Genomic DNA, 24865 nt, shown 5'->3' on the forward strand with positions numbered 1-24865 from the left:
TGAAGCGCTCCCTCTGCGTCTGTTCGTCGCTGCAGCCACTATCGGGCCTCGCCCAACACGTTGGCTTCGGCAAGCTGAAGAATCTTTCTAATCAAGAAACTTTTTGAACACGGTCTTTTAAATCTGATTCCTTTTCCCAGTAGTGACTCAAGCGACCTAACGTCCACAAAGCACCGGCCAAAAGATCACAGCGTTCAGAGTCTGCATCATCCAAAGCAAGTTCAGTAGCTTTCCGAACTTGCTCTGCCTTTGCCATGCCGGTCAAAGTCGCGCCATATAAACCAGTATTCGCCACGGTCATTTCCTCTCGTACAAGGGTATATAGTTCTTTGGCAAGCATAGGATATATCGCCAGATATTCACTCAATTGATTGAAAAACATACCGGCAGCCAAATCACGCGATGTTTTTGGGTGCTGCGCCTCCGCTAAATCAACCAAGTCCTGTATGTTCACAACACCGAGAAACGGTAGCGCATTCCCGATATTTCTCAGAACATTAAAAACGTAATGAGGACTCGAATTGTTTATAGTTTCAATTCCAGCCCTTAGAACATTGAGTTTTTGAGACATCGATCCCAAGAATCGTCCACTGGAGAAGTCAGTATGACCAATCTCATTAATCTCTAATTGATGTGCTTCTTCATAAATTTTCTGAGCATCCAGTGGAGAATCAGAATTCTCAAATTTACGAAAGCAGTGCACTGCTGCGCAGTGATTTCTTGCTGCTATCGAGGTAAAAATTAATTCGGAATCTTGAATGTACAAGAGATCATCAATTTGTCCGGGAGAAAATGGAATTTGGCCTGAAACTTCAATTGTGATGCTCTGAGTACACTGGCCATGAAGCTCAAATGCAAGTCTTGCGATTTCCTCTGGAATTTCTTCGATTATCAAATCAAAAAATATGGGAATATGGATAGTGTTCATAGTGGCGTTCTCACTTATTGCTTCTGCAATATATATCACGTTCCAAGAACGATTAGCATCTCACATAAAATACTCAAGACAAAGCTCAAAACATAGTCACCGTTTCTTTGTCAATATTTCTGCATATCTGTGACTGGTTGAAGGGTTGCGGAAGCTAAGAGAATCCACTTCTTAAAACCATATTAACACCGACTTCCACATTAAACATATTCGCGCTCATTGAGACGAGATACAAAATATCCAGTTAAACTATTACCCTTTCTAAGCTTAAATAATTTTATGGACGAACAATCAAGCCTTTTGGCGTTATTTACCAGCAGTTTTTTAGCAGCCACGCTGCTTCCGGGCGGATCTGAAGCTGTACTCGTGGGTGTTTTGCTAACATACCCCGAACTGCATTGGCAGGCGCTTATTCTAGCCACTGTGGGCAATACGTTGGGCGGCATGAGCTCTTATTTAATTGGCCGGTTTCTGCCGGATGAAAAAACCTTATTGAAAAAATCAGGAGGTAGTACACGAGGATTGGAGTGGGTGCGTCAGCATGGCACCCCTATTCTGCTGTTATCCTGGGCACCGCTGATTGGGGATCTATTATGCGTGGCTGCCGGTTGGTTACGGGCCAATTGGCTATGGGCTTTAGTATTTATTGCTGCGGGGAAGTTTGCCCGCTATTGGGTGATTGCTACAGCGATCAATTAATTGGATTCACGATTCAGTTTATTCATCAGTGTGAATAAACTGAATCGTTCAATTCTTTAACCGATATCAGTTCTCAAACAGTTTCTGTAATTCACCGCTCTGATACATTTCAGTCACGATATCCGAACCGCCAATAAACTCGCCATTCACATACAACTGGGGAATCGTCGGCCAGTTTGAGTAATCTTTGATACCCTGTCTAATTTCCGGATCTGCCAGCACATCGACAGAAAAAATCTTATCAACACCACAAGATTTCAGAATATTCACAGCGTTAGCCGAAAAACCACATTGCGGCTGATCAAGCGTACCTTTCATATAGAGCACAACCGGATGTGCGGTAATTTGTTGTTCGATTAAATCTTCAACATTCATAGCGTTAATTTCTCCAAAGATCATTCCAAAAGTTTTTATACAGAAACAAAAAACAGCGTCAGTAGTGACTGTTAATACCTATTCTACTACCTTATAAAATTCAATTGACCGCCGCTTACGCGCATTATGCCAGCCAAATCCGGATAGGAACAAATATTACTAAAATCCCTATCCCTAAACAATCGCCTGCACTCAGCCGCTTGATCATAGCCATGCTCTAGCAGCAACCATCCATCATTAACAAGATAATCCGGTGCTGCAGCGATAATATGGCGAATACATGCTAATCCGTTGTCACCCGTAGATAGCGCCATTTGTGGTTCAAAGCGTAAATCACCTTGTTGCAGGTGCGGATCATTTTCTGCCACATAGGGCGGATTTGATACAATCAGATCAAATTTCTCCCCGGAAAGTTCATCGAACCAGTTTCCTGTTCTAAGAGAAATATTATTCACTTCCAGATTCGCGGCATTCCACCGGGATACCGCGATAGCACTCGATGACAAATCAATCGCAGTTACTTGTGATTGCGGGCGATGCTTTGCGATGGCAATAGCGATTGCGCCGCTGCCCGTTCCCAAATCCAGTATCTTACAAAACTGATTGTCCGGTATTAGTTTCAATGCCAATTCAACCAGCAATTCAGTCTCCGGGCGGGGGATTAAAACCATTTCATTGACTTTAAAAGTCAGGTCGTAAAAGTCTCTTTTCCCAATCAGATAGGCAACTGGTATGCCATCACTGCGCTGCCTAACCAAACGAGAAAATTCATCAGTCTGTTGCGAGGTTAGTACTTGATCTGGATGAGTCAGTAAAAAAGCATGCGCTACATCTAACACATGCTGTAACAGCAATCGCGCGTCTACTCGATCAATCTCTCGATAGGCCGATGTTAATGCCTGTGTTATGGTTTCTGGCTGCATAGCCTCACATTAACTGCAAGGCAAACTACTCTTGAACCGAAGCTGCCAGTAGTTCTGCCTGATGCTCAGCCATTAATGCTGAACATAGTTCATCGATGTCACCATCCATGATCTGATCCATTTTATAGAGGGTCAGATTAATTCGATGATCAGTCACACGCCCTTGAGGAAAATTATAAGTACGAATACGTTCCGATCGCTCGCCAGTCCCTACCAGCGACTTTCTCGTGGCGGCTTGTTCGGCATGCTGCGCCCGCATTTGTTTGTCATGAATACGAGCAGCCAGCACACTCAGCGCTTGCGCTTTGTTTTTATGTTGCGAACGCCCATCCTGACATTCCACGACAATACCGGTCGGCAAATGTGTTATGCGCACAGCCGAATCGGTTTTATTAATATGCTGACCGCCTGCACCAGAAGCACGATAAGTATCAATACGCAACTCAGAAGGATTTAGCACCACTTCGCTGACTTCATCCGCCTCCGGCATAACGGCCACGGTACACGTTGAGGTATGCACACGTCCTTGCGTTTCGGTAACGGGTACACGTTGAACACGGTGGCCGCCAGATTCAAATTTAAGCCGGGAATACGCGCCCTGCCCAATGATTTTGGCGATAATTTCCTTATACCCGCCGATCTCAGACAAGCTTTGTGAAATAATCTCAACCTGCCAGCCGCGTCTTTCCGCAAAACGGGAATACATACGAAACAAGTTACCGGCGAATAATGCAGATTCATCTCCCCCAGTTCCTGCACGTATCTCCAGGAAAATATTACGTTCATCATTGGGGTCTTTCGGGAGTAGTTGCTTCTGAATTTCAGATTCAAGCTTAATAAGCTTTTCTTTTCCGGCCTGTATTTCAGCTTCCGCAAAAGAACGCATTTCCAGATCCGCATGCATTTCCCGTGCGGTTTGTATGTCGCACTCGCTGAGCTGATAAGCACGGTAGAGTTCAACAATCGGAACAATTTCAGAGTGTTCCCGCGTGAGCTTGCGATAGTTATCCAGATTGGCTGTTACGGATTCGCTGCTCAACAAATGATTTAATTCTTCCAAACGCACACTCAAGCGAGTGAGCCTGTCTGTGATATTTCTGTTCATTGTGGACGATGCAATTGGTAGAGTCGATTAATCAACTCGACTAGTTCCTCGCGTTCATCAGCCGTTGCATGATTCAATACGCTGGAAGGCACATGCAAGAATTTATTAGTTAGACTATTACTCAGTGACTCAATAACTTTCTTGGGATCTTCACCCTTTTCCAGTAACTTGCTTGCACGCGCTAACTCATGTCTGCGATAACGTTCCCCCTGGTCACGTAACGCACGAATGGTCGGAACCATTTCTCGTGTTGCCAGCCAGCGCATAAAATCCACCACATTGGAATCGATAATGGTTTCAGCCTGGGCAACTGCACTTTGACGCGAATCCAGACCTTCTTTCACAATTTCTGATAAATCATCGATATAATAGAGGAATACGTCATCCAATTCTGCCACTTCAGACTCAACATCGCGCGGCACGGCCAAATCCACGATAAAAATAGGCCGATGCTTACGTATCTTAATAGCACGTTCAACCATACCTTTGCCGAGTATGGGCAATGGACTAGCCGTACAGGTTACAACAATGTCATGGAGTGCCAATTGTTCCGGCAAATCGCTCAGAGTAATAGCTTGTGCATTAAAACGACTGGCCAATGCTTCAGCACGTTCCGTTGTACGATTAGCAACGGTAATTTTCTTTGGATTACGTGCGGCAAAGTGATTGGCGCATAGCTCAATCATTTCCCCGGCACCAATAAATAAAACGCGCTGATCGCTGATATCGCCAAAAATACGTTCGGCCAAACGCGCAGCAGCAGCAGCCATCGATACCGAATTGGTGCCAATCTCAGTCGAGGTACGAACTTCCTTGGCGACATAAAATGTTCGTTGAAACAATTTATGTAACATCAAGCCCAGAGTACCCGCATGTTCTGCTGATTTCACCGCACTTTTTAACTGACCCAGTATCTGCGGTTCACCCAGAACCATAGAATCCAATCCGCTGGCAACCCGGAATGCATGTTTCACAGCCTGTTCGCGCGGAAATTTATATAAATAGGGATCGAGCTCTCGGGTCTGGAGGTGATGAAAATCCGCCAGCCAAAACATGGCGTCTTCCGGTTTGTCCGTACAACAATAAACTTCGGTACGATTACAGGTGGATACAATAGCTGCTTCTTTGATGGGGTTTCGCCCAACCAAATCACGTAATGCATGCTCCATTGTATTTTCAGGAAAAGTAACCTGCTCACGCACATCCAGCGGCGCAGTATTGTGATTAATACCAAAGGCAAATAACTGCATGAAAGATAATGTTAGTTTATGAAAGCAATTGGTAAGAAATAACTAAGCATTATAATATTAGGAACCCTTAAATACCATCAATGAAAAACATTTATTTTTATATTCCTTGTCTACCACACAGCAATTCTATTAATGCCATGGTGTAATCGGAATAATTGAAATACTATTTTTAGGCGAACCCTCAATAATTCGGTCGCTATAAGTCAAATAAACCAGAACATTTCTTTTTGTATCATAAAAACGAACTACTTGTAATGACTTGAACAATAACGATGTACTTTTTTTAAACACTTCTTTACCATCTTCCTGACCATTCTTAACTTTCTCCGGTAAAGAAATCGGTCCAATCTGACGGCAGGCAATAGAGGCATCAGAAGTATCCTCAGCAATCCCCACTACGCCACTGACCCCTCCGGTTTTAGCTCGGCTTAAATAACACGTCGCTCCAGCAACATCGGGATCGTCAAAAGCTTCAATAACAATCTTATCGTTGGCCCCCAACATCTTAAATTTGGTAGAAACACTACCAATTTGCTCAGCCACAACAATGCTGGATGTGAATAGAATTAAGCTCAGAATCAACAAAACATTCAATATTTTCTGTTTTTTAGTATTTACCTGACACAGCATAGATTCTCTCCTAATGACTTAAAACATTTAATTTTCAATATTTACATCGAGCGCAATTTCTTTAAATACGCATTGCATAACAATCGCCTAATCTATCACTCATTATCTAATCATTGAGTCTTAGGAAACCAGTTAGTTTCATTATCACATTATTGATCATTGGAATTCACAGAATAATAATCTTGACACAATATTTTCAATACGATCAGATCGTGTGGAACGATGCATCGGTTTAGCTATACATCTACTGATGATTCTTAACCGGATTAAATTGAAATAGCAGAATGGTAATAACCAGATAGCTGGTAGGCGCGATTGGATTCGAACCAACGACCCCCACCATGTCAAGGTGGTGCTCTAACCAACTGAGCTACGCGCCTGGGAAGAGCGGATTCTAACCGAAACAGCCAGCTGCTACAAATGATATGTGCATTTGTAGCTAAATAGTATTGGCAATTACTCGATTAAAGAATCAAGCGATATTTTCAACTTTACCACTATCTAAATGATATATTCCACCCACAATGCGAATTCTCTTTTGGTCGTGATAGAAATCCAAAATAGGCGTTTTGCTTCTCAGTCTTTCGACTGTCATGATGACATTCATTTTAGTCACGTTAATTAATCGACTGCTTGATGTATCATTAACCGCTCTGACAGCAGGCGCAATCGCACTGGCCAATAATTGGATATGACCCGGAAAATCTTTGTGGTGATCAACTGCATCCATGGCTGCTTTCACAGCACCGCAACCTTCATGACCAAGAACCATAATTAACGGCGTGTTCAGGACAGCAACCGAATATTCAATGGTAGCAATGTTATCGTTAGTCAAATAATTACCGGCCCCACGCGCAACAAAAAGATCGCCTTGTGCCTCGTCAAAACAATGCTCTGGACCGACTCTAGAGTCAGAACAACCCAGTATTGTGGCATACGGATTTTGACCACCAATCAAAGCGGATTGTATATCATGAAAATCCAATGGCTTGGATTTCCCGGAAACATAGCGCTCATTGCCTTGCATCAATCTTTCCAATGCTTGATCGGGTGTTAAAATATTTTCCGGTTTCGGTGGAAGTGCGCCAGAAGTATTAGCCGATTTGCTCGCACGGGCATTTGCGATCCCCGCACGAATCATTCCAAGGCCTAAAGCAGTTACTGCAGATAACTTGAGAAACGATCGCTTACTGACATTTAAATCGCAATCTTCGGCTTGATTATTATTTTTTTTACATCGATGACACATACTGAAAATCCCATGTTTAAAATTAACCAAAGTAACCAATTTTATACTTTCTGATACGATCAATCGTGAGGCAAGATCAGACTTGCGCTAGTATTTCAGAAGAATTACCTGTCATTCGAATTTAGGAAGCAAAGTCGACTTGCTTCGCTTTTTCATCTGGTTTATTACTTTTATGTATTATCACGTAGAACCCAATTGTCAATAATGTCCAAAATCTGAATTTCGAGTATACTGCCCCACTGCAAGAATTATCCAGCGAAAGAAAAAATTGATTTGGAAGCAATGTGTTAACACAGAATAAGAATTCTACATTTATAAATAATGAATTGGCATTTGCCAGGGAGAACATATGTACAAGCTATTACCAAGCGTTTTACTATTTTTGATACTTACCATGCCGTATAGCGTCTCTGCCCATGAAGGGGAAGAACATGCGCACAATGAACCCACCGCGGGGTCTTCAACACAATTGGAGAGCGGTAATGGGTGGCGAGTTATTCGTTCGCTTGAAATAGGCACTTCAGGAAAATTCGTTCATATGGTCCATATTGACCATAGTGTCTATACAGATAAAACCATTTATAGCGCTGCTATCAATAGAATTTGCCCTCCCGATACCGAATTTTGCAGAATCAGATTCTGGAGTCAAGAGCGTTTTATACCGGAAAAGGTTTCTCTAACAACCGAACAAAATAAACAATTAAAAGCTGAATATTTAGTGAATAAGACTGCAGGTACTCATCAATTACGTTGGTCTTGTAGCGTTGATCCCGACAAGAAACATTGTTTCTAGAATTAAAACGCCGCTGTCACGCGCAATAAGCTTGGATAAGTAGTGCAAAAATAAAAGAAATTACGCTATTGTAATTTTAGATATGCAAAGCACGCTTATCCACGCCAAGGGCAGCTTCATGAAACACTTCCGATAGAGACGGGTGAGCATGAACAATACAAGCAATGTCCTCACTGCTGGCTGAAAATTTCATCGCCATTACCGCTTCTGAAATAAGTTCTGAAACATGTGGTCCGATCATATGAACACCCAATACACGATCAGTTTTTTCATCTGCTAATATTTTAATAAACCCACTGGTCTCACCCATGGCACGTGCACGTCCGTTAGCGATAAAGGGAAATTGCCCGGCTTTATAGGCGATACCGGCAGCTTTCAATTCCTGTTCATTTTTCCCCACCCAGGCAATTTCGGGTGCAGTATAAATAACCCAGGGTACGATATTGAAATCGACCGGCTCATTTTCACTCACTTGCCCTTTCTCATGGTGCATGATCATTTCAGCTAAAGCCACGCCTTCTTCAGATGCTTTATGCGCCAACATTGGGCCGCGCACCACATCACCCACCGCATAAACGTTAGTCAGATTGGTTCGGCAGTATTGATCAACTACAATAAATCCACGCTCATCCAATAGCAAACCATTATCTTTAACACCCAATCCTGTGGTATTTGGGATACGGCCAATGGCGATAATTAATTTATCGACTTCTAAGATCTGTTCCTGATTGCTGGAATCGCTGTAATTAACAACCACACTATTTTTGGATGTTTTGATCGACTGGATGTTAATTCCGGTATTAATTTTCAAACCGGCTTCTTTGGCAAATATGCTCTTAGCTTCTTTGGCTATCTGTTCATCAGCCGCCATTAGGAATCCAGGCATCGCTTCCAGAATGGTAACTTCTGCCCCTAGCCGGCGCCATACACTGCCCATTTCAAGGCCGATAACACCTGCACCAATAACACCCAGCCGTTTGGGCACTTCCGCTAATGCTAAAGCACCGGCATTATCCAGAATCCTATCGTTATCAATCGGTGCAATCGATAATGATCGCGGCACCGAACCGGTTGCTATGATGACGTGCTTTGCCTGAATAGTTTCTGTATTGCCGTTATCATCAACATTTATTTGCCAAGTATTCTCGGACGCTTCCCGCTTTAATAATGTTCCTTTTCCATGCATCGATCTAACTTTATTCTTCTTAAATAACGAGGCAATACCGGTAGTAAATGTAGTGACAATTTTGTCTTTGCGCGCAATCATGACAGGAACATCCACAGATACATTTTCTGTTGTAATGCCGTGAGCGGATAATTTGTGTTTTATTTGATAATAATTCTCTGAAGATTCCAGCAAGGCTTTAGATGGGATACAGCCAACATTTAAACAAGTACCGCCAAGGCTTGCCTTTCCTTTTGAGTTTTTCCATTCATCGATACATATCGTATTCAAGCCAAGCTGTGCACAGCGGATCGCAGCAACATACCCCCCCGGACCCGCACCAATTACTGCTACATCAAACGTTTCTGACATGATTAAAACCTTATGAAAAAATCTTATTAATGATGAAGTGATTGTAAATTAAAATGCTGCGGTTGTTTATGATTTGGTTTGATCAATACATCACAAGTCTACTGAAATGGCAGTTCTTGACTTTCGCATCCAATCGCGCCGATCTCACGAACTGCTTGGACATAATCGCCACTTTCGTGCAATTTTGTCAGTGAGCCAAAATTATTCCTGGCGTGCATACGGGCAAGACGAGAAAGGCTAGTCGCCGACATTTCCCAATGCAATCCGGTTAAAATTTCATCTGCCCCCGCGGGATTATTACAAACCAATATCATGTCACAGCCTGCGGTGAGCGCAGCTTGTGCGCGCAAGAGCATTGATTCCAGGTAATCCCCGACGCCACGCATACTCAAATCATCACTAAAAATACAACCTTCGAACTGTAATTCCGTACGTAAAACTTTTTGTAACCAGATCGTTGAAAAACCAGTAGGTTTTTGATCAATTTCTGGATAGATCACATGTGCCGGCATTATTCCAGCCAATCCTGAGTCAATCATGTGTTGGAATGGGATTAGGTCATTCATTTCGATATCAATGTACCGGCGCTGGTCAATTGATTTTTCCAGATGTGAATCGGTTTGGATATAGCCGTGACCTGGAAAATGTTTGCCTATCGCCAGCATGCCGCCTTTTCTAAGGCCAAGCATCAAATTATGTGCGAGATCTGAAACCGTGTTGGGATCATGATGGAAAGCACGGTCCCCGATAACGCAGCTTTGTCCATGATCCAGATCCAGCACCGGTGTAAAACTGAAATCCACGCCACAAGCGTTTAACTCCGCTGCCAGAACAAAGCCAACCTGTATTGCAAGATGGCGGGCACGAGCAGGTTGCTTATCCCAGATTTTCCCCAACTCACTCATAGCGGGCAATTTTGTGAAGTCTTTCTGGAAACGCTGAACACGGCCACCTTCGTGATCAACCGCGATTAGTAAGTGGGGATTTCGTAACGCATGAATCTGCTGCGTTAATTCCGTCAGCTGACGATTGTTGGAATAATTTCGCGTAAAGAGTATGACGCCACCCGTGAGCGGGTGTAAAAGCCTTTTTAGATCATCTTCGGTCAGTTGTGTACCGGCGATATCGAGCATCACTGGACCAAGTGACACGATTACTTCTCCAGTACGACAAAAGCGCAAGCCATATTTATTTCATCACTGATGGATAGATGATGTTGCGTAATACCTTTATCGCTGATTAATTGATTGAGTTCAGGATGAAACTCAAAAAACGGTTTTCCCAGACTATCATGAGTAATCGTAATATAAGTCAAATTAACTGGATGGCGCAAACCGGTTCCCATTGCCTTAGACAGAGCCTCTTTCGCAGCAAAGCGGCTGGCTAGAAACAAAATGGGCTTACTGCTTGAGTGATACTCCGGCCATTCACTATCGGTTAATATGCGTCGCGCAAACTGTTCTCCAAAACGATCCAGTGATTGTGCAATCCGAGACGATTCGACAATATCGGTTCCAATGCCATAGATCATTTGCGCGCCTCAAGCATAAGTTGTTTCATTTCTTGTACTGCTTGCTTAAAACCAACAAAAATAGCTCTGGCAACTATAGCATGACCGATATTCAATTCGGATATTTCAGGTAGGGCAGCAATCGGTTGAACATTTTTATAATGCAAACCATGCCCGGCATTTACTTTTAAACCAAGATCAATGCCCATTGCAACCGCCTTTTTTACTTCGACAAATTGCTTCTCCTGCGCCTCCGGAGTAACTGCATCGGCATAACTACCCGTATGGATCTCGATAACCGGCGCACCAGCGCGAGCTGCTGCATCGATTTGCAGCGGATCGGCATTAATAAAAAGCGAAACACATATTCCCGCTTCCCCCAATTTCTGGCAAACACGTTTTATCTGATCAAAATATTTCACGACATCCAGTCCGCCTTCTGTCGTCAACTCCTCGCGTCTCTCAGGCACTAGGCAAATATCATGGGGCTTTATTTTAAGTGCAATAGCGATCATTTCTTCAGTCACGGCACTTTCAAGATTCATTCTTGTCGTTAACCGGTCGCGTAGAATCTCCACATCGCGATCCTGAATATGACGGCGATCCTCGCGCAAATGCAATGTGATGGCATCAGCACCGGCAGATTCAGCGATCAGCGCCGCTTCAATTGGATCCGGATAGCTTGTTCCACGCGCCTGTCGTAATGTGGCCACATGATCAATATTGACGCCTAATTCAATCATAATTTATGTTTCCCAAAATGCCAGCAAGTAAGAATAGCTGATATCTGATTATTCATAACCTAGATTTCTTAATACACTTTCACTATCAGCCCACCCGCTTTTAACTTTAACCCAGACCTCCAGATATACTTTACCCCCCACTAACAGCTCCATATCCTTACGTGCCTGGCTAGCTATTTGCTTTAATTTCTCACCTTTTTTTCCAATAATAATCGCTTTCTGATTCGGTTTTTCAACAAGAATTGTTGCATAAATTCTATGCAAATCGCCTTCTAGGTTAAACTGATCCACCACGACACTGGTTGAATAGGGAATTTCATCACCGACTAAACGAAACAATTTCTCACGAATAAATTCTCCCGCAATAAACCGCTGACTGCGATCTGTTACTTCATCCTTATCAAATAAGGGTTGGTTAACTGGCAGATAGGTGCGGATTGTAGTAAGAAGCTCCGGTAATTGCATTTTATGTATGGCGCTAACCGGTATAATAGCTGCAAATTCAAATGTTTTTGCCATATTGCTTAAGAATGGCAGTAATTGATTCTTGTCAGCCAGCTTATCAATCTTATTCATCACTAAAATAACCGGAACATTCTTCGGAAGAATTTTTAGAGCAGTAAGATCGCGTTGATCAAAATGCATTGCTTCGATAACAAACAAAATAACATCCACATCTTGCATACTTTGCGTTACCACCCGATTCATTGCAGTATTTAAACGATTAGTATATTGCGTTTGAAATCCGGGCGTATCAACAAAAATAAATTGTGTTTGCTCATCCGTTAAAATACCGTTAATCCGGAAACGGGTCGTTTGTGCTTTTTTGGATGTGATACTGATTTTTTGCTGCAGCAACTTATTCAGTAATGTTGATTTACCAACATTTGGACGACCAATAATAGCAATGTAGCCAGTACGAAAATTGGCTTCAGTGGTCATTCTGACAAATCATAGCTATTAATGTAGTAGCATTCATGTTATGAGTAATTTTGATGCGGGCATGCTTCTTCATAAGCTAATTTTGCTGCTGCTTGTTCTGCACTCCGGCGGCTTACGCCTTCACCGAATGTACGAATATTAAACATGGGTATCACACATTCCACTTTAAATTTCTGTTTATGTGCTTTTCCGCTGGTTGTAACCACCACATATTCCGGTAATGCCAATTTCTGACTTTGCAAGAATTCCTGTAATAATGTTTTTGGATCTTTACCTTGTGTTCTAAAATCAATACCCTGCATCAATGGCAAGTAAAGTGTCTTAATTACATCTTCAGCCCGGGCATAATTACTATCCAGATAAATGGCGCCCAATACAGCTTCCAAAGCATCCGCAAGAATGGAAGGACGATGACAACCACCACTCTTTAGCTCGCCTTCTCCCAATCGGATCAACTTGTCCATCTGTAGACTCAGTGCCATCTCAGATAATGCCTGCTGATTAACAAAATTGGCGCGAAGTCGTGACAAATGTCCTTCCGGCAAGTCCGGGAAACATTTATAAATTAATCCAGCAATCGCACAATTCAATACGGCATCACCTAAGAATTCAAGACGTTCGTTGTGAAATGCACTATGACTGCGATGCGTCAGTGCTTCTTGTAACAACTTGAACTGCGCGAAAGAATAACCTACACGCTTACAGTATGAATCCAGTAAAAATTGATAATTACTTTGTATCGCGTCATTTGGCATCGTATTGCCTAGCATCAATCGCTGATGGCTTCAAAATCAATATTTAAGGACAGGTTGGCGATAAGTGGAATTTTTATTGTATATTCGGTGCTCAAAACAATGCGACCATTCTCTTTATTGATTTTAATATCTTGTCCGTTAACGGATTTAATATTATCAATCTGGGCACGCTTATTAAATGATAGCCTTATTTGATTCAGATCCATATTCTGCGAATTAGTATCCTTGACTATTGCTGTTAAGTTTTTTTGAATTGTGGAATATTCAATATAAGCTGGGGCAACTCTCAGGCCGGAAATGGCAATAAAAATCAAGATTACAGACCACACCAGCAAACCAGACAAACTGATGCCTTTTTGTTTATGTAGCATTTTGTGATACCTCATGCTTTCCTCCTCGCCCAAGAAAAAGCTTCAAGTGTTATTTAATGGATAGTCCAACTCGGCTAAAATCTCCAAAATTCCACCAAATTATAAAAGCCTTACCAACAATATTCTCTTCCGGAACAAAACCCCAATAACGGCTATCACTACTACTGTCGCGATTATCACCCAGAGTAAAATATCTGCCTGCCGGTACTTCACACGTGAATCCTGTACGATGATACTTACAATTATCTCGAAATTCGAACTCCCTGACATTGGAATATTGAAGTCCTTTCACATCCTGATTAATGAGAATAGAATGGCTATCTGCGTTTAAGTATTCAGAAAATCTGTCGGAATAAATATATCCAAACCCTGACTCAACATATTTATAGTCGCCCTCGTATTCCGTTTTTATCACCTCACCATTCACAATCAATTGTTTATTATGATAGGTGATCACATCGCCAGGTAGACCAATGACACGTTTGATGTAATCAATCGATGGATCTTCCGGATAGCGAAATACCAACACATCGCCACGCTTGGGTTCATTCATATCCAGAACTTTCTTATTTAGGACTGGAAGCCGGATCCCGTACGTGTATTTATTGACTAGAATAAAATCACCGACTAATAGTGTCGGTATCATTGAACCAGAAGGTATTTTGAACGGCTCAATTACAAATGAGCGCAGACTAAAAACGATCAGAATGATTGGAAAAAAACTTTTAGGATACTCGACCCACCAAGGCTCACTTTCACCCGCAGCGCGTTTCTTTTTCCAAAATAGATAATCTAATAAACAAATACTACCGGTAATTACAAGTAGTACAAACAGAATCAAAGGAAAATTCATTTTAATTCCTTTGGTAACACATTCGATATCGAATTAAAGCAATTCAGCTTTAATTCAAAATTAGATAAAAGAACTCTATTTTTACTATCCATTATTTATTATCAACCTGCAAAATTGCCAGAAATGCTTCTTGCGGAATTTCTACATTGCCAACCCGTTTCATTCTCTTTTTACCTGCTTTTTGTTTCTCCAGCAACTTTCGTTTACGACTTATATCGCCACCGTAACATTTTGCCAACACATTCTTACGTAACGCCTTAACCGTCTCACGCGAAATAATATGCGCGCCAATCGCAGCCTGCACGGCGATATCAAACATCTGACGAGGAATTAATTGGCGCATTTTTTGCACTAGCTCGCGGCCTCGATATTGACTACTGCTTCGATGGATAATCAGGGATAACGCATCCACTTTATCACCATTGATCAATATATCCAGTTTCACTAAATCTGAAGCGCGAAATTCTTTGAATTCATAATCTAATGAAGCATAGCCGCGGCTGGTCGATTTCAACCGATCAAAGAAATCCATGACAACTTCGTTTAAAGGCATTTCATAGGTCAGCATGACTTGCTTACCCATATATTGCATATTTGTTTGGTTCCCGCGCTTGCTAACGCACAATGTAATCACTGCACCAACAAATTCTTCCGGCACTAAGATCGTTGAAGTAATAATGGGTTCGCGAATTTCAGCAATTTTAGAAAGATCGGGGATTTTTGATGGGTTTTCAATTTCAATCATCGCTCCATCGCGCATCAGTATTTGATAGACCACTGTCGGTGCAGTAGTAATCAAATCCATGTCATATTCTCTTTCTAGCCGTTCCTGCACAATATCCATGTGCAGCAACCCAAGAAAACCGCAACGAAAACCAAAACCAAGCGCTTGGGATACTTCCGGTTCAAAATGGAGTGACGAATCGTTCAGTCTCAGTTTTTCCAGCGCTGAACGTAAAGCGTCATACTGATTGGATTCGATCGGGTACAATCCGGCAAATACCTGTGGTTTTATTTCTTTAAAACCCTGTAACGGTGTTTCGGCTGGACGGATTGCTGAAGTTACCGTATCACCAACTTTTGCCGCATCCAGCTCTTTGATACCGGAGATAACAAAACCAACTTCTCCTGCACTAAGCGTTTCACGATAGAGTGATTTGGGCACAAATACACCCACATGTTCACACGTCTGCACTGCCTTACTGGCCATTAGTAAAATCTTATCGCCCGGTTTTAAGGTGCCATCCATAACTCTGACCAATATAACAACGCCAACATAATTATCAAACCAGGAATCGATAATCAGCGCTTTTAACGGTGCATTGGGATCTCCCTTCGGCGCGGGAATCTTTGCAATCAGTGCTTCTATAACATCCTCGACACCTTCTCCGGTTTTTGCGCTGACTCTAACCGCTTCATGCGCATCAATGCCAATTACTTCCTCAATGTTGCCAATAACGCGTTCTGGATCAGCGGCCGGCAAATCAATCTTATTTAAAACTGGGACAACCTCAACACCCTGCTCAATCGCGGTATAACAATTTGCAACTGTCTGCGCCTCAACTCCCTGCGATGCATCTACAACGAGTAGCGCTCCCTCACATGCAGCAAGAGAGCGAGAGACTTCGTAAGAAAAATCAACATGCCCGGGTGTATCAATTAAATTCAATAAATAAATCTCACCATTTCTTGCCTTATAGTGCAATGCAGCAGTCTGTGCTTTGATAGTAATGCCTCTTTCACGCTCCAAATCCATGGAGTCCAATACTTGCTCTTCCATTTCACGATCGGACAGGCCACCGCATAAATGGATAATACGATCTGCCAATGTGGATTTGCCGTGGTCAATATGTGCAATGATGGAGAAATTACGAATATGCTGCATTAGGATATAAAATATAAAAAATATGTTCCCAGTAATATGGGAAATTTAAGTTGCAAAACCGGAAATTAATATTGTATTGGCAGTCAAAAGAGGCAGCATTCTAACGAAATTTGCCAAGATAATCATCTAAAGCTGCTACATCAAGAAAGTAATGACAGATCATTTGGTTAGTCAATGGAGACATTAGCACCGGAATTTTCTCTCCATAAAGTGCGATCAATTCTGGATTGGAGTCGATATCAACAACCTGAAACTCAAAAGATACTTGCTCTTGCAAATTTTTCAGAGCAAGTATCATGTCTTGACAAAGGTGGCAATCCTCACGTCCATATACGATGAGTGTTTTTACTTGATCCGGGGTAAAAGAAGTTGACTCAATTTTTTTTGTCATCATCAGTAAGTTTCATGGTGATGAACGTAGTAATATCCCCTCTTTTAACGAGCAAAGCGATATTTTTTCCACTTTTTACTTGTTTGAGCAATTCATTAAACTGCTCAACACTATTCACATCTTTACTGTTAAATCCGAGAATGACATCTCCAATACGGACCCCTGAGCGACTGGCAATACCGGACTGCATGTCTTCAACCAATAATCCATTCGAAATTTCCAATTGTTTTTTTTGCTCGGCTGGAATTTCGCTTAAAGCCAGTCCAAGCCGGTTTGAAGTATCCGTTTTTTTTCCTTGCTTGAGTTTACGGTTTTCTGCCGCTTCATCAGATGGTGTTTCGCCAACTTCGACTTTTACAGTTTTTAAAGAACCATCTCGCCAAATCTGAATAGAAATTTTTGCGCCCGGTTTGGTATTACCAACTGTGCGTGGCAAATCAGCAGAGGTTGTAATTATTTTTTCATCAAACTGCAATATGATATCGCGTGCTTTGATTCCTGCCCGATCTGCTGGACCGCCTTTTTCCACAGAAACGACTAAAGCACCATTCCCATCAGACAGGCCAAATGACTCTGCTAATTCTTTCGTTACTTCCTGAATCATCACGCCAATTCTTCCACGGCTTACTTTACCGCTGATTTTTAATTGATCCGCAATTTCAGTCGCAACATTAATCGGTATGGCAAATGACAATCCCATGAATCCACCCGTCCGGCTGTAGATCTGAGAGTTGATACCGACCACCTCACCTCTCATGTTAAACAATGGTCCACCGGAATTTCCTGGATTGATCGCCACATCCGTTTGTATAAATGGAACATAGTTTTCTTGCGCCAGGGAACGTCCTTTGGCGCTCACGATACCAGCAGTTACGCTATGCTCGAAGCCGAAAGGTGAACCGATTGCAACCACCCATTCGCCAACTTTAAGATTTTCTGGATTTCCTTGTGTAACTTTGGGTAAATCAGTTGCATTTATCTTAATTAATGCAATATCTGTTTTTCGATCAGTGCCGATAATCTCTGCAACAAATTCACGCTTGTCATTCAGCTTTACAGTAATCTCATCGGCAGTTTCAACAACATGCGCATTGGTCAAAATATAGCCATCCGAGCTAATAATAAAACCTGATCCCAAAGATTTAGGTTCGGATTTTCTCGGTGCGGGAAAAGGCTGCATATGCCGTTTAAAAAAATCATAAAAAGGTGAATTCTCAGGGATACCAGGTATTTCCGGAACAACTTGATTATTCAGTGTAGTTAAATTCTGTACGGCGCTGATATTGACCACTGCTTCGCCATGTTTTTCAACTAACCCAGTAAAATCTGGCAATTCATTAGCCTGTGCCAAAGTTGTTGATGAATAGAAAAGTAATGTGATTAATATAAGCTGAAGCATGATTTTCATCCTCACAATAAACCTGTGCAAGTAGTTAACGTTTATATGCATGTAATTTACTGATCAACTCGGGAGAGTATATTCAATTCTCTAATCAGCGGAATGTATTAAGGAAAACAGGATATTTAACTGAATTCAGGCCAAAGCGGCATAGTGACACGTCTTTGAATAATAAGCCAGTGTCAGATTATAATTTCATTAAGCTTTTTAATCCATGGCAGGAATACAAATCTACTTAGCGCTCTAATTGGCAAGAACTCAATCTTTCTTGATGACAGAATCCCCGATTAATTTTATAGTTTCCAACGGCACTTCACCAACTGTTGTTATTTTATTATCGCCCAGTATACGAACATATACGTTAATCGCGCCACGGCTTGTAAAAAACCCAGGTAGGGACGCCGGAGCATCTTGCGTGATCGGCTCTATAAAAACAGAAACGGTTGCAAGTCCATCGGATAAAGCAATGTGATCCACCAGTGTAGGTTTCTCAGCTAGATTACGTTTCATTTCAACCAGCTTCTTGAAGCCAGCAGGCAGACTCATGACTTGCCACTTCAATTCACCCGCTTTTAAAAAGGAAGTAATTAAATCAGTTACCTTCCATTCCTCTTGAACCAAAGATTGATTCGGCTTCAATGAATCAGCATGAATCTCTCCGCCAATTTCCAGTTGCGCAAATGCAAATTGCTCAATGATTTCACTACCATTTACTACTGCCGCTTTCAGTAGCAAGCCCGTTTCAACATCAACCCAGAATTGATGACCATGACGCAAAGAATCTCTTGGTATCAGCAACAGAATTTGACATTGACGATCCGTTACCCGCTCAAGCCTGTCTTCTTTAACGAAATAATTTTCATCAATAACATTATCAAAAGGCTGGGGAAGAATATCAGGAAAAAACTTACGGAACCAAAGCTTCTCCGTGTATATTCTTTTACTCTCCGGCAGGTAACATTTCATTTCATCGTTATTACGAAAAACGATTCGCGGCGATCCATCTAAAACCTCGATCCTCTCACGTTCATTGATTGAATCGACTTTGTGAACAATACGTGACGTTTCTATATGGCTATCCGCATAGTAAACAAATGTCCCAGAATAATTGTGTTGACGTGGTGCATCGGCCATTCTCTTTAACCAATTAAGTGCACTTTCAGATGAACGAGGTAACTCTTGCGCGAATGCTGCTGGAAAACCAAATACTAGCAATAAAAACAGCGCGATTATTTTACGACTAATCATCTACCATATCTTTCGTGATATTCAGTTACGCTGTTAACATTAGTAACTTGCCCGCGCATTGTGACCCCTGGAGAGAATTCTCTATGTACAAACAGATAATCATTAATTTCAATCGGAGGATGGGAATAATTATGTATTGCTGGTAATGATGATGAAACTGGGATCGGCGCTATAGACAAATTATGATTATAATTCGGTTGTTCAGCCATGATTATTTGCTGGGGTTCATGTAAATTTTGCATGGCTAACCAAGCTGAGGCCATCGCTATCACAGAAGCTGCCACTGAAAATGCATAGACTTTCCGCTTCAGTTTTTTTTCTAAGTTAGATATATTTGGAGAGAGTACGGTTGGCTCGGCTTTTAATCTCTGACTAACGCCAGAAGATATGTTCATTGATAATTTGGATGATTGCCGCAATGTATCACCGATCAAATGAAAAGTTTCCCATTCCCCCTGTAAATCATCATCCTTTCTTATTGCTTCAATAATATTCGAAACATCTCGTTGGTCAAGTTCACCATCCATTAATGCAGATATTTTACTTTTCACATTACCACCTTTTGTCTTTACTAGTCCCTAATAAAGGACGCAGCTGTTCAGATATCGCTTCTCGTGCACGAAATATACGCGAACGCACTGTTCCGATGGGACAATCCATAATATTCGCAATTTCTTCATAACTTAATCCATCAATCTCTCTTAAAGTAATTGCAGTACGCAGTTCTTCAGGCAATGAGTCCAGTGTTTGATTAACTGTTTGAGCAATCTGTTTGCTCATCAGTTCACTTTCCGGTGTATTCATTTCCTTTAATAAACCGCTATCCTCAAAATCCTCAGCGTCCTCATTATCAAATCCTTGCAAAACAGGCAGCTTACGTCCTTGAGATACCAGAAAATTTTTAGCAGTATTGATACCAATTCGGTATAACCATGTGTAAAAAGCACTATCTCCACGAAATGAAGGTAATGCCCTATATGCTTTAATAAAAGCTTCTTGCGTAACATCCTCAACTTCAGCTGAATCACGTATAAATTGCGATAACAAGCGAGCCAGCTTACGCTGATACTTAATAACTAGTAGATCAAATGCATGCTTATCACCGCCTTGAACTCTTTCTACTAACTGTTGATCGATCTCCCGATCATCCATACAACACGATCCCTGAGCATTTGAATGAATTTATAATTTTATTCTTGTTCCATTAGATGTTGCATAATGACACAACAGAACAAGTATACCTATCCAAATCAATCTCGGGAACTACGTAATTACATCTCATACTTTCCAAAGACAATTAACCCTGTTAATTAGTTCACTATTTGACTCTCCGATATCAAAACAAAACAAATCTCTGAATACAGGCATGCAACACAGTGAGTCTGTTATTATTCGGACCTCTAATTATTTAAATACTGCCCCCGCTTAATGTCTAAAAACAATTTTGATACGCTTATTATTGGCAGCGGATTGGCTGGATTCACACTCGCATTACATTTAGCACAGCATAAAAAAATAGGTATCATCACTAAGCAAACTGCTGATTCAGGCGCCAGTTCATGGGCACAAGGCGGTATTGCAGCGGCGCTATCAAACGACGATTCCCCGTCAAAGCATGTTCAAGATACCCTAATCGCCGGAGCGGGTTTATGCGATGAGGAAATCACTCGTTATGTTGCTGAAAATGCGGCTAACGCAATACACTGGTTGATAGACCAGGGTGTCATTTTCACCAGTGATCAGAAAAATGAAACGGGCTATCACCTCACCAAAGAAGGTGGTCATAGCATGCGGCGAATTATTCACAGTGGCGATGCAACGGGAAAAGCTGTTCAACAAGCATTAATTCAGAAAATAAGAACGCACCCGAATATTTCCGTATTGGAAAATCATATCGCGATTGATCTAATTACCAGCGACAAACTACCTGATTATGCGGATACGCAGCATAAACGATGCTTTGGTGCTTACGTTCTCGACAAGAAAAAAGATCAGGTACTGACATTTACAGCACAAAACACTGTACTCGCAACAGGTGGAGCCAGCAAAGTTTATCTCTATACCACAAATCCAGATACAGCGACTGGCGATGGAATTGCGATGGGTTGGCGGGCAGGTTGCCGAATAGCCAATATGGAATTTATTCAATTTCATCCTACTTGTCTTTATCATCCCCATGCAAAATCATTCTTAATCAGCGAAGCCGTCCGCGGAGAAGGTGGACTACTAAAACTCCCTAATGGGGATCGTTTCATGCCTTGGCACGATCAACGCGCGGAACTTGCACCCCGTGATATTGTCGCCCGCGCCATTGATTTTGAAATGAAAAAAAGAGGACTGGATTGCGTCTATCTGGATATATCCCATAAACCAGCCAGCTTTCTAAAAGATCATTTCCCAACAATTTACGCCCGCTGTCTGGAACTGGGAATCGATATTACCCAAGAACCAATTCCTGTTGTTCCCGCTGCACACTACACGTGCGGCGGCGTTGTTACCGACAAATATGGCAAAACCGACTTAAATAATCTCTATGCCATCGGAGAAACAGCGCATACGGGATTGCATGGCGCCAACCGCTTAGCCAGTAACTCACTGCTAGAATGTCTGGTATTGGCCCAAGCTGCGGGCAACGACATTCGCAACCAAGGCGCAAATGGGTTACCAAAATTGCCAGATTGGGATGAAAGCCGTGTTACAGACGCCGATGAAGAGATCGTTATTGCACACAATTGGGATGAATTACGTCGTTTTATGTGGAACTATGTTGGCATTGTCCGCACAACAAAACGGCTACAACGCGCACAACACCGTATTGAGCTATTACGAGAAGAAATCAATGAATACTATACTAATTTTCGCGTCACAAGTGATCTGTTAGAATTACGCAATCTTGTCGACAGTGCCGATTTAATCGTACGCAGCGCAATGCTGCGTCACGAAAGTCGAGGGTTACATTACAGTAAAGATTACCCGGACATATTGCCGGTAGCCAGAAACACTGTGCTTCAAAGGGAATTTTTTAAACAAAAGCTTCATCAAGGTTTGTTCGAATCGATTTTACCTTCAGCGCCAATCAAACAAAAGTAGTGATTTTTATAATATTGCCAGCCCGCGGAAGCCTGCGTTACACTTATCTTCTTTACTTATAGCCTACTTTCACAGAAAACGATACCAATCCATTGGGCAGATCCACTAATCGTGCAATGATGCCAATATTTATTGGATAGTTAAATTACCTCCAGAAAAGCCGGAGGCTTATTGGGTGAGCGCCTCAAAGGCGCACTAAACCACGAGCCGCCCAAGAGGCGGCTAAGCGTCCAATTTCATTTGGTCGTAGCGTTCATCCTCATGCACCTGGTTGCGGATATACGCCATGACCACCCCTCATCAAGCCGACCGTCGAAACAAAATACCCTCGAGCCCAAAAAACCTCGCCAGTGAAATTCTTTACTCGGCCGCCGAAGCGCCTCGCTATTGCAATTGCGCTCTTCCCCTTGATGTATCCCATCATGTTCGATACCGCATATTTCGGCAGAATGCTGATGCACATGTGCACGTGATCCGACATAATGTGCCCTTCTACAATTTTCGCTTCCTTCTGCGCCGCAAGTTCATTGAATATCTCGCCCAGATGCTTGCGCAACATTCCAAATATCCGCTTCCTACGCTTCTTCGGAATGAATACCACAGGGCACTTACAATCCCATCTTGTATGGGTCAAACTCTGATACTCTTTCATCTTGAATCTCCTTCTCTTAGTCGAAATAGAAGATTCTCAATGACCGTCGTATAGGTCAACCCACGCTGAGGCCCCCGGCAAAGCCGGGGGGCTACCTCACTGAGTTATGCCCCGTTGGGTCGAGCAAGGACTCATTCAGCGTAATAGCGCACCACTTGAGCAAGCTGAGCGATTATTCAACAACGCGTTTGTGGTGGCACACACGGTATGGAAAACGATCCCCTATTGAATTATGGCAATTAGGGCGCACTGAATTTATGGGCTATGGATTGGCAGCAATTCACGCAAACACCATCCCGCCTTACTGTGCTGAACCGATCAATCGCTAAGAACGCGCGCGCATGTTGGAACAAGCTGGGACACGGGGCTATATTTCCGACTATCGTGGCATAAGAATTTCTAGTACCGAAAAACGCTTTCTGATTAACCGAGTGATCATCTGGAATATTAACAAACCTGATGGCACTACAATTGGGCAGGGTGCTACATTCTCTTCCTGGAAGTACTTAACCTGATTTTTGTTCTAACGAGGATACAAAACAAATTTGCCCGAAACTCAGATCTGGTTTATTCTTTGCCCCCGGTTTGTTAAGACTGGAGAAGTGACCGAGCGGCTTAAGGTGCACGCCTGGAAAGCGTGTGTACGGCTCAAACCGTACCGCGGGTTCGAATCCCGCCTTCTCCGCCACAGATGTTCCTAGCAACACCCAGAAACGCCAACAAGACCCGCATAAATTATAAGTTTAGCGGGTTTTTTGTTAACCGTAGCCAATCATGTGAAATGGGAGTAACAAGATAAATTTGTGAGTAAGATCGTGAGTAACTATAATACTCATGAGGATGTTACTCACATATTTGTAAAAGCTACTGGCAGAGGGTGTTTTCACATGAAGCTGACAGACCCAGAAATTAAAGCAGCAAAACCCAAAGAGAAGCCTTACTCACTTCCTGATGGTCATGGACTTGTTTTGCTGGTTCAACCTTCCGGCGCAAAATGGTGGCGATATCGATACCGTTTCAATGCTGCAGCTAAAATGCTTTCTATGGGCGTTTACCCTGATGTGACATTAAAAGAAGCGCGTAATCAACATGCACACTTCAAAGAATTATTGTCACAGGGCACCGACCCTTCACAACACCGTCAAGAACAAAAGCAACTGGAAGCAATAGCGGCTGAAAATAGCTTTGAATCTATAGCGCGCCTTTGGTGGACTCAATGGAGCGCAGCACGAAATCAACGCCATGCAGATTATGTAATTCGACGACTTGAAGCGGATGTATTCCCTATTATCGGTAGAAAGCCTGTCACTGAGTTAACAGCACCCATGCTGCTAATGGCTATCAAGAAGATTGAAGCCAGGGGCGCATTAGATATTGCCAAGCGTGCATTAACCACTTGCAACCAAATCATGCGCTATGCCGTGGCACATGGACTAGCAGAACGCAATCCTGCCGCAGATATCAAGCCTTCCGATGTACTGAAACCCACCAAGAAAACCAACTATGCAAGGTTGGATCAAAAAGAATTACCCGAACT

At 42.3% G+C, this 24865-nt stretch carries 27 protein-coding genes, 2 tRNA genes and 1 pseudogene; 7 read left to right on the forward strand and 23 right to left on the reverse strand.

Going from position 1 to position 24865, the window contains the following annotated elements:
- Positions 1 to 91: 91 nt before the first annotated feature.
- Positions 92 to 967: a hypothetical protein gene (locus tag ACH10T_RS13480; RefSeq protein ID WP_394809776.1), complete on the reverse strand. Its 876-nt coding sequence runs from the start codon at positions 965 to 967 to the stop codon at positions 92 to 94.
- Between the two features lie 240 nt (positions 968 to 1207).
- Here ACH10T_RS13480 and ACH10T_RS13485 point away from each other — a divergent pair, with 240 nt between their 5' ends.
- Positions 1208 to 1627: a YqaA family protein gene (locus tag ACH10T_RS13485; protein ID WP_292994494.1), complete on the forward strand. Its 420-nt coding sequence runs from the start codon at positions 1208 to 1210 to the stop codon at positions 1625 to 1627.
- A 66-nt stretch (positions 1628 to 1693) separates the two neighbouring features.
- On the opposite strand, the gene grxD is transcribed toward ACH10T_RS13485, so the two are convergent.
- The 7 genes from grxD to ACH10T_RS13520 all read right to left on the reverse strand — a co-directional run bounded on the left by grxD (position 1694) and on the right by ACH10T_RS13520 (position 7159).
- Positions 1694 to 2002: a Grx4 family monothiol glutaredoxin gene (gene grxD / locus ACH10T_RS13490; RefSeq protein ID WP_394809777.1), complete on the reverse strand. Its 309-nt coding sequence runs from the start codon at positions 2000 to 2002 to the stop codon at positions 1694 to 1696.
- A gap of 86 nt (positions 2003 to 2088) precedes the next feature.
- Positions 2089 to 2925, reverse strand: coding sequence for a peptide chain release factor N(5)-glutamine methyltransferase (gene prmC / locus ACH10T_RS13495; RefSeq protein WP_394809778.1), 837 nt, complete (start codon positions 2923 to 2925; stop codon positions 2089 to 2091).
- A 25-nt stretch (positions 2926 to 2950) separates the two neighbouring features.
- A complete protein-coding gene (gene prfA / locus ACH10T_RS13500; RefSeq protein ID WP_394809779.1) occupies positions 2951 to 4030 on the reverse strand; it encodes a peptide chain release factor 1 in 1080 nt (359 codons plus the stop codon).
- Positions 4027 to 5280, reverse strand: a complete 1254-nt coding sequence (gene hemA, locus ACH10T_RS13505) for a glutamyl-tRNA reductase (protein WP_394809780.1) — start codon at positions 5278 to 5280, stop codon at positions 4027 to 4029. The genes prfA and hemA overlap by 4 nt, the downstream gene beginning before the upstream one ends.
- 129 nt (positions 5281 to 5409) lie before the next feature.
- Positions 5410 to 5910, reverse strand: coding sequence for a CreA family protein (locus tag ACH10T_RS13510; protein WP_394809781.1), 501 nt, complete (start codon positions 5908 to 5910; stop codon positions 5410 to 5412).
- A gap of 303 nt (positions 5911 to 6213) precedes the next feature.
- Positions 6214 to 6290: transfer RNA gene (locus ACH10T_RS13515), tRNA-Val, on the reverse strand.
- Between the two features lie 92 nt (positions 6291 to 6382).
- On the reverse strand, positions 6383 to 7159 hold the full coding sequence (locus tag ACH10T_RS13520; RefSeq protein WP_394809782.1) for a carbonic anhydrase: 777 nt from the start codon (positions 7157 to 7159) through the stop codon (positions 6383 to 6385).
- A 394-nt stretch (positions 7160 to 7553) separates the two neighbouring features.
- Here ACH10T_RS13520 and ACH10T_RS13525 point away from each other — a divergent pair, with 394 nt between their 5' ends.
- Positions 7554 to 7952: a hypothetical protein gene (locus ACH10T_RS13525; RefSeq protein WP_394809783.1), complete on the forward strand. Its 399-nt coding sequence runs from the start codon at positions 7554 to 7556 to the stop codon at positions 7950 to 7952.
- A gap of 76 nt (positions 7953 to 8028) precedes the next feature.
- Here the strand turns inward: ACH10T_RS13525 and lpdA are convergent, their stop codons facing one another.
- The 14 genes from lpdA to rpoE form a co-directional block, all read right to left on the reverse strand.
- Positions 8029 to 9489: a dihydrolipoyl dehydrogenase gene (gene lpdA, locus ACH10T_RS13530; protein ID WP_394809784.1), complete on the reverse strand. Its 1461-nt coding sequence runs from the start codon at positions 9487 to 9489 to the stop codon at positions 8029 to 8031.
- Positions 9490 to 9587: 98 nt separating this feature from the next.
- The gene (nagZ, locus tag ACH10T_RS13535; protein ID WP_394809785.1) at positions 9588 to 10640 is read right to left on the reverse strand and encodes a beta-N-acetylhexosaminidase; all 1053 of its coding nucleotides are present in this window, start codon (positions 10638 to 10640) and stop codon (positions 9588 to 9590) included.
- A gap of 2 nt (positions 10641 to 10642) precedes the next feature.
- Entirely contained in the window at positions 10643 to 11020 is a 378-nt protein-coding gene (gene acpS / locus ACH10T_RS13540; protein ID WP_394809786.1) for a holo-ACP synthase, read from the reverse strand.
- Positions 11017 to 11742 carry a pyridoxine 5'-phosphate synthase gene (gene pdxJ, locus ACH10T_RS13545; RefSeq protein WP_394809787.1) on the reverse strand — a complete coding sequence of 242 codons (726 nt, stop codon included), beginning with the start codon at positions 11740 to 11742 and terminating at the stop codon, positions 11017 to 11019. The genes acpS and pdxJ overlap by 4 nt, the downstream gene beginning before the upstream one ends.
- A 48-nt stretch (positions 11743 to 11790) precedes the next feature.
- Positions 11791 to 12684: a GTPase Era gene (gene era / locus ACH10T_RS13550; protein WP_394809788.1), complete on the reverse strand. Its 894-nt coding sequence runs from the start codon at positions 12682 to 12684 to the stop codon at positions 11791 to 11793.
- Positions 12685 to 12722: 38 nt separating this feature from the next.
- Complete coding sequence (gene rnc, locus ACH10T_RS13555; RefSeq protein WP_394809789.1) at positions 12723 to 13439, reverse strand: ribonuclease III; 717 nt, start codon at positions 13437 to 13439, stop codon at positions 12723 to 12725.
- A gap of 14 nt (positions 13440 to 13453) precedes the next feature.
- Positions 13454 to 13810, reverse strand: a complete 357-nt coding sequence (locus ACH10T_RS13560) for a DUF4845 domain-containing protein (RefSeq protein WP_394809790.1) — start codon at positions 13808 to 13810, stop codon at positions 13454 to 13456.
- A gap of 49 nt (positions 13811 to 13859) precedes the next feature.
- A complete protein-coding gene (gene lepB / locus ACH10T_RS13565; RefSeq protein ID WP_394809791.1) occupies positions 13860 to 14663 on the reverse strand; it encodes a signal peptidase I in 804 nt (267 codons plus the stop codon).
- A 91-nt stretch (positions 14664 to 14754) separates the two neighbouring features.
- Positions 14755 to 16548 carry a translation elongation factor 4 gene (gene lepA / locus ACH10T_RS13570; protein WP_394809792.1) on the reverse strand — a complete coding sequence of 598 codons (1794 nt, stop codon included), beginning with the start codon at positions 16546 to 16548 and terminating at the stop codon, positions 14755 to 14757.
- A 100-nt stretch (positions 16549 to 16648) separates the two neighbouring features.
- Positions 16649 to 16939, reverse strand: coding sequence for a glutaredoxin family protein (locus tag ACH10T_RS13575; RefSeq protein ID WP_394809793.1), 291 nt, complete (start codon positions 16937 to 16939; stop codon positions 16649 to 16651).
- Positions 16923 to 18338, reverse strand: a complete 1416-nt coding sequence (locus tag ACH10T_RS13580; protein WP_394809794.1) for a DegQ family serine endoprotease — start codon at positions 18336 to 18338, stop codon at positions 16923 to 16925. Before ACH10T_RS13580 ends, ACH10T_RS13575 begins: the two co-directional genes overlap by 17 nt.
- A 258-nt stretch (positions 18339 to 18596) precedes the next feature.
- Positions 18597 to 19586: a MucB/RseB C-terminal domain-containing protein gene (locus ACH10T_RS13585; RefSeq protein ID WP_394809795.1), complete on the reverse strand. Its 990-nt coding sequence runs from the start codon at positions 19584 to 19586 to the stop codon at positions 18597 to 18599.
- The gene (locus ACH10T_RS13590) at positions 19583 to 20137 is read right to left on the reverse strand and encodes a sigma-E factor negative regulatory protein (protein ID WP_394809796.1); all 555 of its coding nucleotides are present in this window, start codon (positions 20135 to 20137) and stop codon (positions 19583 to 19585) included. Before ACH10T_RS13590 ends, ACH10T_RS13585 begins: the two co-directional genes overlap by 4 nt.
- Before the next feature lies 1 nt (position 20138).
- Positions 20139 to 20738, reverse strand: a complete 600-nt coding sequence (rpoE, locus tag ACH10T_RS13595) for an RNA polymerase sigma factor RpoE (RefSeq protein WP_394809797.1) — start codon at positions 20736 to 20738, stop codon at positions 20139 to 20141.
- A gap of 276 nt (positions 20739 to 21014) precedes the next feature.
- On the opposite strand from rpoE, the gene nadB reads away from it, so the two are divergent.
- Positions 21015 to 22676 carry an L-aspartate oxidase gene (nadB, locus tag ACH10T_RS13600; RefSeq protein WP_394809798.1) on the forward strand — a complete coding sequence of 554 codons (1662 nt, stop codon included), beginning with the start codon at positions 21015 to 21017 and terminating at the stop codon, positions 22674 to 22676.
- A 222-nt stretch (positions 22677 to 22898) separates the two neighbouring features.
- Here the strand turns inward: nadB and tnpA are convergent.
- A pseudogene (gene tnpA / locus ACH10T_RS13605) lies at positions 22899 to 23328 on the reverse strand (IS200/IS605 family transposase).
- 155 nt (positions 23329 to 23483) lie between these two features.
- On the opposite strand from tnpA, the gene ACH10T_RS13610 reads away from it, so the two are divergent.
- The 4 genes from ACH10T_RS13610 to ACH10T_RS13625 form a co-directional block, all read left to right on the forward strand.
- Positions 23484 to 23657 (forward strand): hypothetical protein, encoded by a 174-nt coding sequence (locus ACH10T_RS13610; RefSeq protein ID WP_394809799.1) that lies wholly within the window; start codon positions 23484 to 23486, stop codon positions 23655 to 23657.
- Between the two features lie 12 nt (positions 23658 to 23669).
- On the forward strand, positions 23670 to 23843 hold the full coding sequence (locus tag ACH10T_RS13615) for an MEKHLA domain-containing protein (RefSeq protein ID WP_394809800.1): 174 nt from the start codon (positions 23670 to 23672) through the stop codon (positions 23841 to 23843).
- Between the two features lie 81 nt (positions 23844 to 23924).
- Positions 23925 to 24016: transfer RNA gene (locus tag ACH10T_RS13620), tRNA-Ser, on the forward strand.
- Positions 24017 to 24215: 199 nt separating this feature from the next.
- A partial coding sequence (locus ACH10T_RS13625; RefSeq protein WP_394809801.1) for a tyrosine-type recombinase/integrase occupies positions 24216 to 24865 on the forward strand: 650 nt, incomplete at its 3' end.

The organism is Nitrosomonas sp. (genome assembly GCF_043753625.1).
Lineage (GTDB): Bacteria > Pseudomonadota > Gammaproteobacteria > Burkholderiales > Nitrosomonadaceae > Nitrosomonas.

What these genes read in the sequence shown, in the direction of transcription:
- ACH10T_RS13520 (WP_394809782.1), bottom strand. Translation starts at nt 7,159, where the DNA reads ATGTGTCATCGATGTAAAAAAAATAATAATCAAGCCGAAGATTGCGAT.
- lepA (WP_394809792.1), bottom strand. Translation starts at nt 16,548, where the DNA reads ATGCAGCATATTCGTAATTTCTCCATCATTGCACATATTGACCACGGC.
- pdxJ (WP_394809787.1), bottom strand. Translation starts at nt 11,742, where the DNA reads ATGATTGAATTAGGCGTCAATATTGATCATGTGGCCACATTACGACAG.
- rpoE (WP_394809797.1), bottom strand. Translation starts at nt 20,738, where the DNA reads ATGGATGATCGGGAGATCGATCAACAGTTAGTAGAAAGAGTTCAAGGC.
- grxD (WP_394809777.1), bottom strand. Translation starts at nt 2,002, where the DNA reads ATGAATGTTGAAGATTTAATCGAACAACAAATTACCGCACATCCGGTT.
- ACH10T_RS13560 (WP_394809790.1), bottom strand. Translation starts at nt 13,810, where the DNA reads ATGCTACATAAACAAAAAGGCATCAGTTTGTCTGGTTTGCTGGTGTGG.
- ACH10T_RS13585 (WP_394809795.1), bottom strand. Translation starts at nt 19,586, where the DNA reads ATGATTAGTCGTAAAATAATCGCGCTGTTTTTATTGCTAGTATTTGGT.
- lpdA (WP_394809784.1), bottom strand. Translation starts at nt 9,489, where the DNA reads ATGTCAGAAACGTTTGATGTAGCAGTAATTGGTGCGGGTCCGGGGGGG.
- nadB (WP_394809798.1), top strand. Translation starts at nt 21,015, where the DNA reads ATGTCTAAAAACAATTTTGATACGCTTATTATTGGCAGCGGATTGGCT.
- ACH10T_RS13580 (WP_394809794.1), bottom strand. Translation starts at nt 18,338, where the DNA reads ATGCTTCAGCTTATATTAATCACATTACTTTTCTATTCATCAACAACT.
- lepB (WP_394809791.1), bottom strand. Translation starts at nt 14,663, where the DNA reads ATGAATTTTCCTTTGATTCTGTTTGTACTACTTGTAATTACCGGTAGT.
- acpS (WP_394809786.1), bottom strand. Translation starts at nt 11,020, where the DNA reads ATGATCTATGGCATTGGAACCGATATTGTCGAATCGTCTCGGATTGCA.
- ACH10T_RS13575 (WP_394809793.1), bottom strand. Translation starts at nt 16,939, where the DNA reads ATGACAAAAAAAATTGAGTCAACTTCTTTTACCCCGGATCAAGTAAAA.
- era (WP_394809788.1), bottom strand. Translation starts at nt 12,684, where the DNA reads ATGACCACTGAAGCCAATTTTCGTACTGGCTACATTGCTATTATTGGT.
- rnc (WP_394809789.1), bottom strand. Translation starts at nt 13,439, where the DNA reads ATGCCAAATGACGCGATACAAAGTAATTATCAATTTTTACTGGATTCA.
- ACH10T_RS13525 (WP_394809783.1), top strand. Translation starts at nt 7,554, where the DNA reads ATGCCGTATAGCGTCTCTGCCCATGAAGGGGAAGAACATGCGCACAAT.
- prfA (WP_394809779.1), bottom strand. Translation starts at nt 4,030, where the DNA reads ATGAACAGAAATATCACAGACAGGCTCACTCGCTTGAGTGTGCGTTTG.
- prmC (WP_394809778.1), bottom strand. Translation starts at nt 2,925, where the DNA reads ATGCAGCCAGAAACCATAACACAGGCATTAACATCGGCCTATCGAGAG.
- ACH10T_RS13485 (WP_292994494.1), top strand. Translation starts at nt 1,208, where the DNA reads ATGGACGAACAATCAAGCCTTTTGGCGTTATTTACCAGCAGTTTTTTA.
- ACH10T_RS13615 (WP_394809800.1), top strand. Translation starts at nt 23,670, where the DNA reads ATGTTGGAACAAGCTGGGACACGGGGCTATATTTCCGACTATCGTGGC.
- ACH10T_RS13510 (WP_394809781.1), bottom strand. Translation starts at nt 5,910, where the DNA reads ATGCTGTGTCAGGTAAATACTAAAAAACAGAAAATATTGAATGTTTTG.
- hemA (WP_394809780.1), bottom strand. Translation starts at nt 5,280, where the DNA reads ATGCAGTTATTTGCCTTTGGTATTAATCACAATACTGCGCCGCTGGAT.